Raw genomic sequence first — 16581 nt, forward strand, 5'->3', positions numbered from 1 at the left:
GGTGCGATTCACCTGCCTACCTAGACAGGTAAATCAGACCGGACGCAGGTGGACCGCAGCGATCAACCGCCGACGGGTCAGCTCACCGCCTCGCGGTGGGCGCCGCTGACGTTCTTGATGAGCGGCGCGTAGTGCTCGTAGACGGCCTTGCGGTACGCGTCGACGTCGCCCTTCTCGGCGGCGAGGACCATGTCGCGGTGCGCGCGGGCGGTGTCCTGGATGTCGACGGGGGCGGGCACCCCGAGGCGGGGGGCGGTCAGGGTGTGGACGTCCCAGAAGGCCTCGGTCAGCTGCCGGAACAACTGGTTGTCGACTGGCTCGAGCAGCGTCGAGTGGAAGAAGCGGTCGTGCTCGGGGAACGGCTTGCCGACCTCCGCGAGCTTCTCCATCTTGTCGATCGCGTCGTGGAGGTCCTGGCTGTAGCGGCCGCGCCACGCGTCGACGACGGGGCCGGCGAAGGCGAGGTCGAGGGCCTGGCGGACCTCGACGATCTCCATGAGCGACTGGTAGTCGGCGCCCGGGTTGAGCATGCCGCGGAACACGAGCGACTCCACCATCGGGTGCATCGACACCTTGCCGACGAACATGCCGTGGCCGTGCCGGACCTCGACGATGTCGAGCGCGCTCAGGGTGCGGATCGCCTCCCGGACGGACGACCGCGACACGCCCATGCCTTCGCAGAACTGCGACTCGGTGGGGAGCGGGTCGCCGGGCTGCAGGTTGGCATGGATGATGTAGTCCTTGATGGCCGTCATCGTCGACGAGGCCTGACTGGCCGGCCGTTGCTTCGGTGTCATGGGCGATGCGGTCTTCATCGGAACACGTCCTCGGGTCCTCTTGTTTGGCGTTGCCAAATCGTAATCCAACTGGGGTGAGGGTGGGGTTTCCCTCGCTGATAGCCAATGCTACACTCAACTCAGCCTACGTCAGACATAGGACGTCAGATAACCAGGAGATCTCAATGAAGAATCTTTCATCCGTGGACCGCCGCAACTTCTTCAAGCTGTCGGGAGTGATCGGCGCGGCCGCAGGCATCGCCGCCACGCTCTCGGCCTGCGGCACGGACGATCCCGCCACCGGCACCACGTCGAGCCCCACCCCGAGCGCCGACGGCAGCTCCGCCCCCGCTGCGGGCGCAGGCAACGCCGACGGCACCATCAAGGCCGGCATCTCCTACGAGCTGGGCACCAACGGCTACGACCCCATGACCACCTCCGGTGCCCTCACCGTCGCCGTCAACTGGCACACCCTCGAGGGCCTCACCGAGATCGATCCCGCCACCCGCGAGGTCTACCCGGCCCTGGGCACCGACTTCCCGAGCAAGGTCGACGACACGACCTACGAGGTCACGCTCCGCGACGGCGCGGTCTTCCACAACGGCGCCCCCGTCACCACCGACGACGTCGTCTTCTCCTTCCAGCGCGTGCTGGACCCGGCCAACAAGTCGCTCTACGCGTCCTTCATCACCTTCCTCGACAAGGTCGAGAAGAAGGACGACACCACCGTCACGCTGAAGCTGAAGCACCCCTACTCGCTGGTCAACGAGCGCGTCGCGGTCGTGAAGATCGTCCCGCAGGCCGACGCCACCGCCGACCCCGCCGCGTTCGACATGAACCCGATCGGCACCGGCCCCTACAAGATGACCGACAACGGCGCCTCCAGCCAGAAGGTCCTCTTCGAGCGCAACGACGACTACACCGGCCCCCGCCCGGCCAAGGCGAAGGCCATGGAGTGGCAGATCCTTCCGGACAACACCACCCGCACCAACGCCCTGACCTCCGGCGCGGTCCAGGCCGTCGACGCGGTCCCCGCCGCGGACCTCGGCTCGTTCAAGGAGCCGCTGAAGGTGGCCGCCGTCCAGGGCTTCGGCCTCGTCTTCACCATGTTCAACGTCGCCTCCGAGGCGATGAAGGACGTGAAGAACCGCCAGGCCATCATGTACGCGCTCGACTACGAGAAGATCTGCTCGGCCGGCATGGCGAACCTCGCCACCCCCGCTACGAGCTTCCTCCACACCGAGCACAAGGCGTACAAGGAGGCGGCGACGGTCTACACCTACGACCCCGAGAAGGCCAAGGCCCTCATCGCCGAGACCGGGCTCAAGAGCACCCGCCTGCTGTGCTCGGACCACGGCTGGTTCTCCGCCGTGCGCCCGATCATCAAGGAGAACGTCGAGGCCCTCGGCCTGACGGTCCAGTTCGAGGAGAAGAAGTCCTCCGACGTCTACGGCACCATTGACGGCAAGCCCGACGCCTTCGACATCGTCGTGGCGCCCGGCGACCCGTCGGTCTTCGGTGACGACGCAGACCTCCTGCTCCGCTGGTGGTACGCCAACGAGGTGTGGACTGACCAGCGCATGCACTGGAAGGGCACCGAGGCGCACGGCAAGGTCCAGGAGCTCCTCGAGAAGGCCTCAACGGTCGGCGGCGACGAGCAGCTCGCCGCCTGGCACGAGATCTTCGACATCGTCTCCACCGACGTGCCGCTGTACCCGATCTTCCACCGGAAGTCCCCCACGGCGTACAACGGCGAGACGCTCATCGACTTCAAGCCGATCGCGGTGACCGGCCTGTCGTTCGAGAACGTCGGCACCACCGAGGCCTGACCTCGACGAGGGGGTGGGTTTGCCCCGGGGCACCCGCCCCCTCCCTTTTGCCAAGTGGTAACATCAGACATCAGACAATGGTCGTGACCGGGAACGAACCCGGGTGCAGACCGGCCGTCCGGGCCACGGGCGGTTCGACCGAAGCAAAGGAGCATTCACAGTGTCGAAGCTTCTCCACCTCATCGGGCGGCGGATCCTCGCCCTGCCCGTGATGGTGCTGGGCGTCACGCTGCTGGTCTTCCTCGTGATGTCCCTGTCCAACGCCGACCCCGCCCGCCTCGCGCTGGGTGAGTCCGCGTCCGCAGAGGCACTGGAGGCCTACCGCCAGGCGCACAACCTCGACGACCCGCTGCTCAAGCGGTACTGGGACTACCTCGTCGGCCTGGTCCAGGGCGACCTGGGCGAGACCTTCACGGGCGTCCCCATCTCCGAGATGGTGGGCAACGCGTTCCCCATCACCCTACAGCTCGCCTTCATCGGCATCGCCATCGCGGCGGTCGTCGCCACGGTCCTGGGCGTCACCGCGGCCCTCTACCGTGACCGCTGGCCCGACCAGGTCATCCGCATCATCTCCATCGTCTTCCTCGCGACGCCGTCGTTCTGGCTCGCGCTGCTGATGATCCAGTGGTGGGGCGACATCCCCGGCGGCACCGGCTCCTTCGCGGCTGTCGTGACCGAGTGGGTGGGCTTCACCGACGACCCGGGCACCTACCTGCGCCAGGCCACGCTGCCGATCATCGCGATCGTCGTCCCCGCCGCCGGCTCGCTGACCCGCGTCGTGCGCACCTCGATGGTGGAGGAACTCGACAAGGACTACGTCCGCACCGCCATCGGCGCCGGCATCCCGAAGGGTGAGGTAGTCGGCCGCAACGTGCTCCGCAACGCCCTGATCACCCCCATCACCGTGCTCGGCCTCCGCATCGGCTACGCCATGGGCGGCGCCGTCGTCATCGAGATGATCTTCAACATCCAGGGGATGGGCCAGCTGATCTTCCAGGGCATCACCCGCAACGACGTCAACATCGTCCAGGGCGTGTCCATCACGATCGCGCTCGCGTTCATCGTCATCAACATTCTGGTCGACCTGCTGTACGTGCTGGTCAACCCGAGGATCAGGAGCGTCTGATGTTCACCAGGGCCCACTTCAAGAAGGCCATGGAGCCGGGCATGCGCTTCCAGGGCTGGAAGGCCATGCCGATCGGCTCGAAGATCTCCGTGATCGTGCTGCTGCTGATCGTCCTGATGGGCGTGTTCGCGTCCGTCCTCGCCCCGTACGACCCGGCCGCCACAGGCCTCGCCGAGGGCGGTGGCCGCACGGTCTTCATCGAGGGCGTCGGCGAGACGATCGTCCCCGACAACTCCGTGCCGCCGAGCGGCGACTTCCCGATGGGCACCGACGGCTCCGGCCGCGACGTGCTGTCCCGCGTCTTCTACGGCGCCCGGGTGTCGATGCTGGTCGGCCTGTCCGCGACGGGCATCGCGCTCGTCGTCGCCGCCGTCCTCGGCTCCGTCGCCGCCACCGCCCGCAAGTGGATCTCCGAGGTCCTCATGCGCACGCTCGACATCGTGATGTCCTTCCCGGCCATCGCGCTCGCCGCGGTGCTGGTGCTGGCGCTGTCGACGCGCGCCCCGATGCTGCCGGTGATCATCGGCTCCATCGCGATCCTCTACGTCCCACAGCTGACGCGTGTCGTGCGCGCCAACGTGCTGTCGCAGATGGGCGAGGACTACGTCGCCGCCTCCAAGGTCATGGGCGCCAAGACCTGGTGGATCCTCGCCAAGCACGTCACCCGCAACTGCATCGCGCCGATCATGGTGTTCGCGACGGTGCTCGTCGCCGACGCGATCGTGTTCGAGGCGTCGCTGTCGTTCATCGGCGCCGGTATCAAGTCGGTCAACACCCCCACCTGGGGCAACATGCTCTCCGAGGGCAAGGAACTCCTGCTGTCGGGGCACTGGTGGGTGACGTTCTTCCCCGGCCTGATGATCCTGATCACCACGCTGTGCCTGAACGTGCTCTCCGAGGGCCTCACCGACGCGATGGCGTCGCCCAAGATCCGCCGCCGGGTCAACGTCGCGGCCGACGAGGCACGCTCCGACGACGCCGAGCCGGCCGGCCCGCTGTCGAAGCTGGTCCGCCCCGCCGAGGCCGAGGTCCCGCTCGAGGCCAGACTGCAGAGCCTGCGCGAGGTGGAACTCGAACGCGACGACCGGCTCGTCTACACCGGCGACGCCGCCCCCATCCTCGAGGTGAAAAACCTCTCGATCCGGTTCCCGGAGCAGCACGGCGACATCGCGGTGGTCGACAACGTGTCCTTCTCCGTCCGCCCCCACGAGACGATGGGCCTCGTCGGCGAGTCGGGCTGTGGCAAGTCGATCACGTCGATGGCGATCATGGGCCTGCTGCCCAAGACCGCGCACCTCGAGGGCGAGATCCTCTACAAGGGCCAGGACCTGCTGAAGATGACCCCGCAGCAGCACAACGCGCTGCGCGGCCACGAGCTCAGCATGATCTACCAGGACGCGCTGTCGAGCCTGAACCCGTCGATGCTGGTGCGCTCGCAGCTGGCGCAGCTCACCCGTCGCGGCGGCACCCGTAGCGCCGAGGAGCTGCTGGAGCTCGTCGGCCTCGACCCGGTCCGCACGCTCAAGAGCTACCCGCACGAGCTCTCCGGCGGCCAGCGCCAGCGCGTGCTGATCGCCATGGCGCTCACCCGCGACCCCAGCCTCGTGATCGCCGACGAGCCCACCACGGCCCTCGACGTCACGGTGCAGAAGCAGGTCGTCGACCTGCTGAACAACCTCCGCGAGGAGCTCGGGTTCGCGATGGTGTTCGTCAGCCACGACCTCGCCCTCGTCGCCCAGCTCGCGCACCGCATCACGGTGATGTACGCGGGCCAGGTCGTCGAGCAGGCGCCGACGCGGGAGCTGCTGCTGCAGCCCACCCACGAGTACACGCGCGGCCTGCTGGGCGCGGTGCTGTCGATCGAGTCGGGGGCCAAGCGGCTCCACCAGGTGCGCGGCACCGTCCCGTCGCCGCGGGAGTTCGTGCCCGGCGACCGGTTCGCCCCGCGGTCGAACTTCCCCGACGTGGGCCTCGAGACCCGGCCGGTGCTGAAGCCCGTCAAGGGCAGCCGCGACCACGTGTTCGCCATCACCCCCGAACTGGAAGCGATCCTCGAGAAGGAGGGTGCACGATGACCGCGCAGTCCAGCTGGACCCCCGACCAGCCCGTCATCGAGCTGAAGAACGTCCACGTCATCCACAAGTCGCGGACCGGCACGCTGTTCAAGCGCGACACCGTGCACGCCATGGACGACGTCAGCCTGTCGGTGTTCAAGAACCAGACCTTGGGCATCGTCGGCGAGTCGGGCTCCGGCAAGTCGACCACCGCCCGCGTCATGGTCGGGCTGCAGCCCGAGACGAGCGGCACCGTGCTCTTCAGGGGCAAGCCCCTGGCGCACAGCGGCCGCGAGAAGCAGGAGATGGGCAAGGCGGTGTCGATGATCTTCCAGGATCCGTCGACGGCGTTGAACCCGCGGATGATCGTGCGCGACACGCTCATGGACCCGCTCAACGTCCACGGCATCGGCTCCCAGAAGGAGCGCGTCGACCGGGTGAAGGACCTGCTGCGCGTCGTCGGCCTGCCGATGAGTGCCCTCGACGTTCTGCCGCGGCAGATCTCGGGCGGGCAGCGGCAGCGTGTCGCGATCGCCCGGGCCCTCGCGTTGGGGCCGGACGTCATCGTCGCCGACGAGCCGACCTCCGCCCTCGACGTGTCCGTGCGCGCGCAGGTGCTCAACCTGCTGCAGGACCTGAAGGCCTCCCTCGGGCTCGGGCTGGTGTTCATCTCCCATGACATCAACACCGTGCGCTACATCTCCGACCGCATCGCGGTCATGAACCAGGGGCGCATCGTCGAGGAGAACACCACCGAGGCCATCTTCGACAACCCCCAGGACGACTACACCCGCACGCTGCTCAGCGCCGTGCCCTCCCTCATCTAGAACATTCCTCGAAAGGATGGAAATGTCCCGCAAATTCACCGGTGTCATCCCCCCGGTCGTCACCCCGCTGACCGCCGACGGCGCGCTCGACCTGCCCGGCCTCGACGACGTCGTGGAGCACCTCATCTCCGGCGGCATGCACGGCCTGTTCGTGCTGGGCTCGACGGGTGAGGTCGCCTACCTCACGGACGCGCAGCGCGACGAGGTCCTCTCGCGCGTCGTCGCCAAGACCGCCGGCCGCGTGCCCGTGATCGCCGGCGCCATCGACACCACCACCGCCCGCGTCATCGAGCAGGCCAAGCGCGCCCAGGCACTCGGTGCCGACGCGGTCGTCGCCACCTGCCCCTTCTACGCGATCAACTCGGCCGACGAGATCGCCGACCACTTCCGCGCGATCGCCGCCGCCATCGACGTGCCGCTGTTCGTCTACGACATCCCGGTGCGCGTCAACGGCGTGAAGCTCGACCACCAGATGCTGGTCGACCTCGGCAAGGAGGGCGTCGTCGCCGGGGTCAAGGACTCGTCGGGCAACGACGTGGCCTTCCGCCGCCTCGTCGCCGCCAACGAGGCCGCCGGCCACCCGCTGTCGCTGCTCACCGGGCACGAGTGCGTGGTCGACGGGATGCTGCTCCTCGGTGCCGACGGGGTCGTCCCCGGCTACGCGAACGTCGACCCCCGCCGCTACACCGACCTCTGGGAGGCCGCGCAGGCCGAGGACTGGACGGCCGCGCGCCGCATCCAGGACGAGATCTGCGAGGGCTTCGAGATCGTGTTCGTCGCCAAGGGACGCTCGGGTGATGCCGCCGGTGTCGGTGCTTTCAAGACGGCCATGCAGGCGCTGGGTATCATCGAGAGCAACACCATGGCTTTCCCAGTTCAGGCGCTCGGGGGAGAGGTCGCCGACAAGATCAAGCAGATCGTCGCCGACGCCAACATCGGCACCTTCGCCTGATTTTCTCCAACCGGCTCCCGCCGCGACTCCCACCAGGAGTCGCGGCGGTGCTGTGTTTCCGGGGCCCTTCGAGGCTCTGGCCGGTGCTCGCTCCTCAGGGACCGGGGCAGCCTACTGGATGATGCCGAAGCGGCGGAGGATCTTGCGGCCGGCGGCGGAGTCGCTCGCCTGGAGGGCGAGCAGCTGGGCGTAGATGCCGTTGGTCTGGGCCAGCTCGGCGGGGGAGCCGACCTCGTCGATGCGGCCGTTGATGAGCGTGACGATCCGGTCGACGGCCGAGATCGTCGACAGCCGGTGGGCGATGATCAGCGACGTGCGGCCCACCATCAGCTCCTCCAAGCCCGCCTGCACCTGCCGCTCCGCCTTGGTGTCGAGCGCCGAGGTGGCCTCGTCGAGGACGAGGATCGGGGCGTCCTTCAGCATCGCGCGGGCGACGGAGATGCGCTGCTTCTGGCCGCCGGAGAGCTTCACTCCGCGCTCGCCGATCTCGGTGTCGAACCCGTCGGGGAGGCGCTCGATGAAGTCCAGCGCGTTGGCGCGGCGCGCGGCCTCGCGCAGCGCCTCCTCGTCGGCGTTCGGGTCACCGTAGAGCAGGTTGTCGCGGACGGTGCCGGAGAAGAGGGTCGCGTCCTGGAAGACGACGCCGATCTGCTGCCGCAGCGCCCTCGTCGGCAATTCGGTCACGGACCGGCCGCGCACCGTGATGGTGCCGGACGTCGGGGCGTAGAGCCCGAGGAGCAGGTTGACCAGCGTCGTCTTGCCGCCACCCGACTCGCCGACGAAGGCGATGCGTTCGCCGCGGTGCACGTCGAGGTCGATGCCGTCGAGGACGAGACGGTCCTCGTCGTAGCCGAAGCTCACGTCCTGGTAGGAGACGATGGGGTCGCGGTCGACCCACTCGATCGCCTTCACATCGGCGGCCTCGAGGGGGTTGTGCGGCTCGTCGGCCTCGTCCATCACCTGGAAGTACTCGTTGCTGCCGGTGACGGCCCGCTGCATGGTGTCGACGTAGTAGCTCATCGACGTGACGGGCGCCTTCGCGATCTGGATCAGTTGGATGAGCAGCACCATCGACCCGATGCTGAACCGGCCCTGCGCCGTCGCGACGAAGATGATCAGGTAGACGCCGAAGAAGACGACGTCGAGCGCGCCGCGGCGGGCGACGTCCATCGCGTGCCAGAAGCGCGACTGCGTCTTGGTGAGCGAGACGGCGTCGGTGTAGTGCTGGTCGAAGTGGTCGAGCTCGGTGCGCTCCGTGGTGAACGACTTCACGACGCGCAGCTGCCCCACGACCTCTGCGAAGCGGCCGCCGGCGATGTCGTAGTGCTGGTTCTTCTTCCGCTCCCACACCTGCCACTTCCGGCTGGTGAGCGCGGTGAGGTACACGAACGTGGGGTAGATGACGATCAGCAGCAGCGCCAGCCACGGCGAGTGCCACGCGGCCACGAAGAGCACGACGACCACGGTCAGCATCGTGGTGAAGAAGCCGTTGGCGAAGACCTGCAGGAAGTCGGAGATGCTGGTGATCGACCGGTTGAGCCGGGAGATGATCGTGCCGGTCAGTTCCGAGTCGTAGTAGCGCTGGGGCAGGCGCAGCAGCTTGTGGAAGTAGTTGTGCGACAGGATCGCGCGGATCCGGCTGCTCATCTGGTCGCCCATGTAGCCGGTGATGTTGGTCACGACCGAGTTGGCGAGCATCAGCCCGAGCAGGATCACCGCCAGCCACACCAGCGGCATGATCGCGGGCTCGCGGCTGCCGGTGGTCATGTCGACGACGGTCTGTGTGGCCTGCGCGATCAGGAACGGGGTGAGCAGCGTCGTCGCCGTAGTCACCACCGCACCGATGATGATGCCGATGTAGAGGGGGGTCAGCTGGCGGGCGCTGGAGACGATCCGAACGATGCTCTTCACGAACGACGACCCTACTCCCTGGACCCCAACGCCAGCGGGCTGGCTACCCTTGCAGGTGAGCGACGAGGAGGGTGCCGTGACGGACGTGGAACAGCAGCACCGGGCCGGGCTCGAGCCCACCGGGCTGCGGTTGGAGAACGTCAACCTGCTGATGGGCGGCGGCGCCCTCGTCGTCGGGACGCTGATCGGCCTGTTGTCCCTCGACGAGTTCACCGCCTTCGCCGGCGGCGGGGTGCGCACCGTGGCCGACATCGCGGCGCTGTCGTCGGGCGTGCTGGTGGCGCTGGTGTTCCTCGGGGTGCTGATGGTGTTCCGCGGGCGCATCCTGCCCTGGCACCGCACGATGCACCCGCTGCGCCAAGCCCTGAACCTCGTGGGCCTCACGCTGATGATGGGGTCGCTGACGCTGTTCGCGATGCGCGCCTTCGGAAGGGTGGCCGCGTCGGCGTTCATCGGGCTGCGGCTGGACCAGTGGTCCGGTACCGCGTTCATCGCGCTGTCGTGCGCGCTGTGCGTGTACACCGCCGCCGGCATCGCGGGTCGCCTCAACACGGAGCTCCTGTCGGGGCTCGTCAGCGTCTTCCTCGTGCTGGGCGCGTTCATGAGCGCGGTCAACGCGTCGGACCAGGAGTGGTGGCGGGTCCACTTCTCGTCGCTCGGCATGACCGGGGACTTTTCGGGCTTCGCGTTCAACTACACGCTTGTGCTCACCGGGCTCGTGATCGTCACCCTCGCGGACTTCCTCACCCACGACCTGCGCGGCTGGCTCCTGGCCACGGGGCAGGGCGTGTGGAAGGCGTACGTGCTGCGCGCCGGCCTGGGGATCATGGGGCTGATGCTCGCCGGGGTGGGGCTCATCCCCGTCACGCTCTCGCACCGGGGACACCTGTGGGTGACGTACGCGACGGTGCTCGCGTTCATCATGCTCGCCGTGGCGGCGCCGCTGATCCTGCGACGCATCCCCTGGGGCTTCCGCGTGGTCTCGTTCGCGATCCTCGGGTTCATGTGGCTGCTCTGGTACCTGCACCGCGACATCCGTTACCTCAACACCACCGGCTTCGAGATGATCGCGGTCGCGACGGTCCTCGGCTGGATGGTGCTGTTCATCCGCACCGTGGTGGCGGCGGGCCGCGACGTCGACCCGGCGGAAGCCGCTCCGGCCGCGCGGGAACTGGAGGCGACCGAACCCGTCGCGGGTGAGATCCTGCCGGATGACGGCGATTGGGAGTTGGCCTAGGCTCGACGGCGTGACCTACCAAGTAGCGCTGCTCGACGTCGACGGGACCCTCCGCCACAAGGACCGCTGGAACGACGGGGCCCTCGAGCTGATCGACGACCTCCACTCCGCCGGCGTCCGGGTGGCGCTCTGCTCCGGCCGCACCACCGGCTCGATGGTGGACCTCGTCCGCGAGGTCCCGCACGTCGACTACCTCGCCAGCAGCAGCGGCGCCACCGCGCTCAGGCGCACCGCCGACGGCTGGGAGGTGCTCGGGCACCGGCCGCTGCCGGTCGAGGCAGTCGCTGGAGCGCTCGAATCCGCCCGTGCGCGCGGCTTCGAGGTCTGGGCGTTCACCGACCGGGAGTGGCTCGTCGCCGAGGAGACGGATTGGGCGCTCACCGAGGCCTCCTACATCGGCGACACCCCCCGCGTGGCCGACCTCGCCGCGCACGCCGGCCGGATCGGCAAGGTGTTGTACCTGCTGCAGGACCCGACGCACGCCGAGGTCGTGAAGGGGTTCAGCCAGTGGCCGGGGACCGAGATCGTGAAGTCGGGCGAGCACTACATCGACCTCGTCTCCACGCAGGCGCACACCGCCAAGGGCGGCGACCTCATCCTCGAGGCGCTCGGGGTCGACTGGGACCGGGTGATCGCGATCGGCGACGGCGAGAACGACCGCGGCATGCTGTCGCTCGCAGGCCTCGCGGTCTGCGTCACCCCGATGACCGCGGACAACCTGGACCCCGACGACGGCACCCGCGTCCGCCGGAACGCCGCGGACACCGCCCAGGCGCGCGACATCGTCGCCGAGTACCTCGACGCCGCTGGCCGGAAGCTGACGGCTGCCGCCGACCCCTTGCCCTGAACAGCGCGATGTGCCAAAGTTGCGCTAATCCGATCCGGGTGTAACTGACCACAGGCATTACCGGGTTCTGGGCACTGCCAACCGGCAGCGTCCAAAGTCCTGCTCGCCGAGGAGCCCTGTGGAACTGTCAGGTCGCCGGATCATCCGGGTGATCAGCAACAACGCGGTGCTGACCCGGGACGACTCCAACGAGATGGTGCTGGTCGGCCGCGGCATCGGCTTCGGCCGTTCCGACGGCGACGTGATCGACGAGTCCTCCATCCAGCAGGCGTACGTCGACATCGACCCCGAACGCGTCCACGTCCTCAACTGGATCAATGCCCTCGGCAGCGATTCCGTCGACGTGATCGCCCAGGCCGTCGAGGCCGCAGCCGACGCGCTGGGTGGGCTCCACCCGGCGGTCTACGTCCTGCTGCTCGACCACATCGCCTTCGCCGTGCAGCGCATCGGCGAGGGCGAGACGATCGAGAACCCGCTCGTGCCGCAGATCAAGGTGATGTACCCGCAGGAGTTCGAGGCCGCGCGGCTCGCCGTGCGCCACCTCAACGCCCAGCTGGGCATCGACCTGCCCGAGGCCGAGGCCGGCTTCATCGCGCTCCACCTGAACGCTGCGCGTTCCGGGGAGACGGTCAAGCAGCCCCTGCAGCGCGCGAACCGGCTCGCGGGGCTCGTCGACGAGGTGTGGCGGCTCCTGGGCAGCCCCGGGAAGTCGGCGCACGAGGACATCACCCGCGACCTGGTCGCGCTCAACCGTCGGCTGCGCGCGGGCAACATCCGCCGCAACGACGCGGGGCACTCCATCGCGCGGGACCTCGGCCAGGACCACGCCATCGCGACGACGATCCTCTGCCGGCTGCTCGGGGCGGACTCGCTCCCGCGCGACATGACCGGCGAGGCGGCGTTCCTCGCCGTCACGGTCCACGGCTGGCGACAGGACATCAGCAACGCAGCTGACCACCACAGAAAGGGAAACGAATGAACATCATGCAGGGCTTGCAGAAGCTCGGGAAGGCGCTCATGGGAGCGGTCGCGGTCATGCCCGTGGCCGCGATCCTCATGGGCATCGGTTACTGGATCGACCCCGACGGCTGGGGCGCCAACAACATCGCCGCCGCCATCCTGATCAAGTCGGGCGGCGCGGTCCTCGACAACCTCGGCTGGATCTTCGCCATCGCGCTCGCGTTCGGCCTCGCGAAGGACTCCAACGGCGCCGCGGCGCTGTCGGGCTTCATCGGCTTCGCCACCGTGAAGCTGATCCTCGGCCCCGCGTCCGTCGCCAGCTACCAGGGCATCGACCCCGCCACCCTGGAGGGCGACGCGAAGCTCGACTGGATCTCGCACGGCTGGGACGCCATCAACGACAAGAACGTCCTGATCGGCATCCTCGTCGGCGTCCTCGCCGCGTGGACCTACAACAGGTTCCACTCGACGAAGCTGCCCGACTTCCTGGCCTTCTTCTCCGGCCGCCGCCTCGTGCCGATCATGACCGCCATCTTCGCGATCGTGCTCGCCGGCATCCTCTACTTCGTGTGGCCGCTGCTCTACGGCGCGCTGTTCAGCTTCGGCGAGTGGATCCAGGGCATGGGCGCGATCGGCGCCGGCATCTACGGCTTCGTCAACCGCCTCCTCATCCCCACGGGCCTGCACCACGCGCTCAACTCGATCTTCTGGTTCGACGTCATCGGCATCAACGACATCGGCAAGTTCCTCGGCGGCGGCGCGACGATCGCCGCGGCCCAGGCCGCCACCGACGCCGCCAGCTGCCCCGGCATCTGGGCCAACGGCTCCTGCGACGTCGTGGGCGTCGTCGGGCAGTACCAGGGCGGGTTCTTCCCGATCATGATGTTCGGCCTCCCCGGCGCCGCGCTCGCCATCTGGCTGCGCGCGGACAGCAAGCGCAAGAAGACCGTCGGCTCCCTCATGCTCGCGGGCGCGCTCGCGTCGTTCTTCACCGGCGTGACCGAGCCGCTGGAGTTCGCGTTCATGTTCGTCGCCCCGCTGCTGTACCTCGTGCACGCACTGCTGACCGGCCTCTCCGTCGGCATCGCCGCCGCGTTCGACTGGACCGCCGGCTTCGGCTTCTCCGCGGGCTTCGTCGACATGTTCCTCTCCGCCCGCAACCCCCTCGCCAACCAGTGGTGGATGCTCCTCGTGATGGGCGTGGTGTTCTTCGTGATCTACTTCGCGGTGTTCTACTTCCTCATCCCGCTGTTCAATCTCAAGACCCCCGGGCGCGGCGACGACGCGGAGGACGAGGTGGCGGAGCTCTCCGTCGACTCCGACTCGGCCAGCGTCGCCCGCCAGGTGATCAAGGGCCTGGGCGGCGCGTCGAACATCGACACGATCGACTACTGCGCCACCCGCCTTCGCGTGACGATCAACGACTACACGCAGGTGAAGGAGTCGGAGATCAAGAAGGCCGGAGTCGCCGGGGTCATCCGCCCGTCGCAGAAGAACGTCCAGGTGGTCATCGGCCCCCAGGTGCAGTTCGTCTACGACGCGGCCGCCAAGGAGCTGCGCGACAGCGAAACCGCCCTCATGGGTGAGCAGGAAGTCTAGGAAGGAAGCAAGTGTTCGGTCTCGGAAAGAAGAAGGAAACCCTCCTCGCCCCGTTCGCGGGTGCGGTGGTGGGCGTGGACCAGGTCCCCGACCCGGTGTTCTCGCAGAAGATGCTGGGCGACGGGTTCGCCGTCGTCCCGGCCGCTGACGCGGGCACCGTCGACGTGGTGGCGCCGTGCGCGGGCAGGCTCGCCAAGGTGTTCAACACCGGGCACGCGTTCGCGCTCGTCAGCGACCAGGGACTGGAGGTGCTGGTCCACATCGGACTCGAGACCGTCGAGATGAAGGGTGAAGGCTTCGAGGCCCTCGCCGCCACGGGCGACCACGTCGACGCGGGCCAGCCGGTCATCCGCGCCGACGTGGCCGCCATCCGTGCCGGCGGGCGCGACCCCATCACGCCCGTCGTGTGCACCAAGGCCAAGCAGGTCGCGAAGCTCGTCGTCTCCGACGGCGACGCCGGCCCGGCCGCCACCGTCACCCTCAACTGAGAAGGAGTCCCCAGTGATCACAAGGACCGCCACCATCGGCGCCCCGAACGGGCTGCACGCCCGCCCCGCCGCGTTGTTCGTCGACGCGGTGGAGGAGTCGGGGCTCGACGTCACCATCTCGTTCCGCGGCGAGACCGCCGACGCCGGCAGCCTCCTGGAGGTGCTGACCCTCGGCGCCGAGCACGGCGACGAGGTGGAGCTTGCCACCGAGGACGACGGGGCCGGTGAGGCGCTCGACCGGCTGGTCGAGCTGCTCGTCAGGGGCGACGCGTGAGCGCACCCCGCGCGCTGTCGGGGCTGGGGGTCTCCGTCGGGTTCGGCCTCGGGCCGGCGGTCCGGGTGCGGCCGGTGCCGGGGGTGGACCCGTCGGAGCCCGCCGCCGTCGACGCGGCCGCCGACGGCGCGCGCGTCCGGGAGGCGCTCGCCGCGGTCGCCACCCGCCTGGAGGCGCGGGCCGAGCGGGCCGACGGCGAGGGCCGCGAGATCCTGCTGATGACCGCCAAGCTGGCCACCGACCGGGGGCTGGCGAAGTCCGTCGACAAGCAGCTCGCCGCGGGCGCGGGCATGACCCGGGCGGTGCACGACGCGATGGAGGGCTACGTCGGGAAGCTGCAGCAGCTCGGCGGCTACATGGCCCAGCGCGCCACGGACCTCTACGACGTGCGGGACCGCGCGATCAGCGAGCTCCGGGGCCTGCCCGAGCCGGGGGTCCCGGAGATGACGGGGCCGGGGGTCGTCGTCGCGCACGACCTGGCGCCGGCCGAGACCGCGGTCCTCGACCCGTCGCTCGTCCTGGGCATCGTCACCGAGGTCGGGGGCCCGACGAGCCACACCGCCATCCTCGCCTCCGGACTGGGGATTCCAGCCGTGGTGCGGGTGGCAGGCGCCGGGGACATCGCCGAGGGGGAGGTCGTCGCGCTCGACGGGGGCACTGGGGAGGTCGTGGTGGCCCCGTCGGAGGAGCAGCGGGACGCGTTCCGGCTGCGCGCCGAGCGGCGACGTGCCGCGCTGGCCGGGTCCTGGGGCCCGGGCCGGACGGCCGACGGGCACGCCGTGCCGCTGCTCGCCAACGTCGGCACGCTCGCCGACGCCCTGCGGGCGGCCGAGCAGGACGTCGAGGGCGTGGGGCTCTTCCGGACGGAGTTCCTGTTCCTCGACCGGCAGGAGCCGCCGAGCCTCGACGAGCAGACCGCCACCTACACCGAGGCGCTGCGCGCGTTCGGCGACCGGCGCGTCGTGATCCGCACGCTCGACGCGGGCGCCGACAAGCCGCTGCCGTTCGCGGACCTGGGCGCCGAGGAGAACCCGGCGCTCGGACGGCGGGGGCTCCGGCTCAGCCGCGCCCGCGAGGACCTGCTCGACACCCAGCTCGCGGCGTTGGCCGCGGCGCAGTCGGCCACCGGCGCGGACCTGCGGGTCATGGCGCCGATGGTGGCGACGGTGGAGGAGGCCCGGTGGTTCGCCGGGCGGGTGCGCGCCCACGGGCTCGCGTCCGTCGGCATCATGATCGAGACTCCCGCCTCGGCGGTCCGCTCCGCGCACCTGCTCGACGGGCTCGACTTCGCTTCGATCGGCACCAACGACCTCACCCAGTACACGATGGCCGCCGACCGGATGCAGGGGGAACTGGCCGACCTGCTCAGCCCGTGGCAGCCCGCGGTGCTGGACATGGTGCAGATGGCCTGCGAGGGCGGATCGACGACGGGCGCCGGCGTCGGTGTGTGCGGCGAAGCGGCGGGCGACCCGCTGCTGGCGCTCGTGCTCGTCGGGCTCGGGGTCTCGTCGCTGTCCATGTCGCCGAACAAGGTGGCGGCGGTCCGCGTCGCCCTCGGTCTTCACCCCGTGGAGCGCTGCCGGGAGCTGGCCGGGTTGGCACTCGGGGCCCGCACCGCGCCGGAGGCGAGGGACCTCGTCGCCGGTGCCGCCGACCCGATCGCCCGGGAACTGGCCCAGGCCTGACCGGGCACGACGAACG

General features: G+C 69.2%; 14 protein-coding genes. 12 read left to right on the forward strand and 2 right to left on the reverse strand.

The window, feature by feature from the left end; all coding sequences use genetic code 11:
- Positions 1-77 precede the first annotated feature (77 nt).
- The gene (locus BLR46_RS02935) at positions 78-815 is read right to left on the reverse strand and encodes a FadR/GntR family transcriptional regulator (protein ID WP_093248749.1); all 738 of its coding nucleotides are present in this window, start codon (positions 813-815) and stop codon (positions 78-80) included.
- A gap of 146 nt (positions 816-961) precedes the next feature.
- On the opposite strand from BLR46_RS02935, the gene BLR46_RS02940 reads away from it, so the two are divergent.
- From BLR46_RS02940 to BLR46_RS02960, 5 genes are all read left to right on the forward strand, one after another.
- Positions 962-2605, forward strand: a complete 1644-nt coding sequence (locus BLR46_RS02940; protein WP_093248750.1) for an ABC transporter substrate-binding protein — start codon at positions 962-964, stop codon at positions 2603-2605.
- A 160-nt stretch (positions 2606-2765) separates the two neighbouring features.
- The gene (locus BLR46_RS02945; RefSeq protein ID WP_093248751.1) at positions 2766-3731 is read left to right on the forward strand and encodes an ABC transporter permease; all 966 of its coding nucleotides are present in this window, start codon (positions 2766-2768) and stop codon (positions 3729-3731) included.
- A complete protein-coding gene (locus tag BLR46_RS02950; RefSeq protein ID WP_093248752.1) occupies positions 3731-5806 on the forward strand; it encodes a dipeptide/oligopeptide/nickel ABC transporter permease/ATP-binding protein in 2076 nt (691 codons plus the stop codon). The genes BLR46_RS02945 and BLR46_RS02950 overlap by 1 nt, the downstream gene beginning before the upstream one ends.
- Entirely contained in the window at positions 5803-6612 is an 810-nt protein-coding gene (locus BLR46_RS02955; RefSeq protein WP_093248754.1) for an ABC transporter ATP-binding protein, read from the forward strand. Before BLR46_RS02950 ends, BLR46_RS02955 begins: the two co-directional genes overlap by 4 nt.
- Positions 6613-6634: 22 nt before the next feature.
- Positions 6635-7564: a dihydrodipicolinate synthase family protein gene (locus tag BLR46_RS02960; RefSeq protein ID WP_093248756.1), complete on the forward strand. Its 930-nt coding sequence runs from the start codon at positions 6635-6637 to the stop codon at positions 7562-7564.
- Positions 7565-7675: 111 nt separating this feature from the next.
- Here BLR46_RS02960 and BLR46_RS02965 read toward each other — a convergent pair whose 3' ends face one another.
- A complete protein-coding gene (locus BLR46_RS02965) occupies positions 7676-9475 on the reverse strand; it encodes an ABC transporter ATP-binding protein (protein ID WP_176761631.1) in 1800 nt (599 codons plus the stop codon).
- A gap of 76 nt (positions 9476-9551) precedes the next feature.
- On the opposite strand from BLR46_RS02965, the gene BLR46_RS02970 reads away from it, so the two are divergent.
- The 7 genes from BLR46_RS02970 to ptsP all read left to right on the forward strand — a co-directional run bounded on the left by BLR46_RS02970 (position 9552) and on the right by ptsP (position 16565).
- Positions 9552-10712, forward strand: coding sequence for a DUF998 domain-containing protein (locus BLR46_RS02970; RefSeq protein ID WP_176761632.1), 1161 nt, complete (start codon positions 9552-9554; stop codon positions 10710-10712).
- Between the two features lie 10 nt (positions 10713-10722).
- Positions 10723-11559 (forward strand): HAD-IIB family hydrolase, encoded by an 837-nt coding sequence (locus BLR46_RS02975; protein ID WP_176761633.1) that lies wholly within the window; start codon positions 10723-10725, stop codon positions 11557-11559.
- Positions 11560-11677: 118 nt separating this feature from the next.
- Positions 11678-12538: a PRD domain-containing protein gene (locus BLR46_RS02980; RefSeq protein WP_093248765.1), complete on the forward strand. Its 861-nt coding sequence runs from the start codon at positions 11678-11680 to the stop codon at positions 12536-12538.
- Positions 12535-14118, forward strand: a complete 1584-nt coding sequence (gene nagE, locus BLR46_RS02985; RefSeq protein WP_093248766.1) for an N-acetylglucosamine-specific PTS transporter subunit IIBC — start codon at positions 12535-12537, stop codon at positions 14116-14118. Before BLR46_RS02980 ends, nagE begins: the two co-directional genes overlap by 4 nt.
- Positions 14119-14129: 11 nt before the next feature.
- Complete coding sequence (locus tag BLR46_RS02990; protein WP_093248768.1) at positions 14130-14606, forward strand: PTS sugar transporter subunit IIA; 477 nt, start codon at positions 14130-14132, stop codon at positions 14604-14606.
- Positions 14607-14619: 13 nt separating this feature from the next.
- A complete protein-coding gene (locus BLR46_RS02995; protein WP_093248769.1) occupies positions 14620-14880 on the forward strand; it encodes an HPr family phosphocarrier protein in 261 nt (86 codons plus the stop codon).
- Positions 14877-16565 carry a phosphoenolpyruvate--protein phosphotransferase gene (ptsP, locus tag BLR46_RS03000; RefSeq protein WP_093248770.1) on the forward strand — a complete coding sequence of 563 codons (1689 nt, stop codon included), beginning with the start codon at positions 14877-14879 and terminating at the stop codon, positions 16563-16565. The genes BLR46_RS02995 and ptsP overlap by 4 nt, the downstream gene beginning before the upstream one ends.
- Positions 16566-16581 lie beyond the last annotated feature (16 nt).

It is taken from the genome of Tessaracoccus oleiagri (assembly GCF_900103275.1).
Classification (GTDB): Bacteria; Actinomycetota; Actinomycetes; order Propionibacteriales; family Propionibacteriaceae; genus Arachnia; species Arachnia oleiagri.

Excerpts from the sequence above, each read along its gene's own strand:
- BLR46_RS02935 (WP_093248749.1), bottom strand. The coding sequence starts at position 815 with ATGAAGACCGCATCGCCCATGACACCGAAGCAACGGCCGGCCAGTCAG.
- BLR46_RS02960 (WP_093248756.1), top strand. The coding sequence starts at position 6,635 with ATGTCCCGCAAATTCACCGGTGTCATCCCCCCGGTCGTCACCCCGCTG.
- BLR46_RS02940 (WP_093248750.1), top strand. The coding sequence starts at position 962 with ATGAAGAATCTTTCATCCGTGGACCGCCGCAACTTCTTCAAGCTGTCG.
- BLR46_RS02950 (WP_093248752.1), top strand. The coding sequence starts at position 3,731 with ATGTTCACCAGGGCCCACTTCAAGAAGGCCATGGAGCCGGGCATGCGC.
- nagE (WP_093248766.1), top strand. The coding sequence starts at position 12,535 with ATGAACATCATGCAGGGCTTGCAGAAGCTCGGGAAGGCGCTCATGGGA.
- BLR46_RS02955 (WP_093248754.1), top strand. The coding sequence starts at position 5,803 with ATGACCGCGCAGTCCAGCTGGACCCCCGACCAGCCCGTCATCGAGCTG.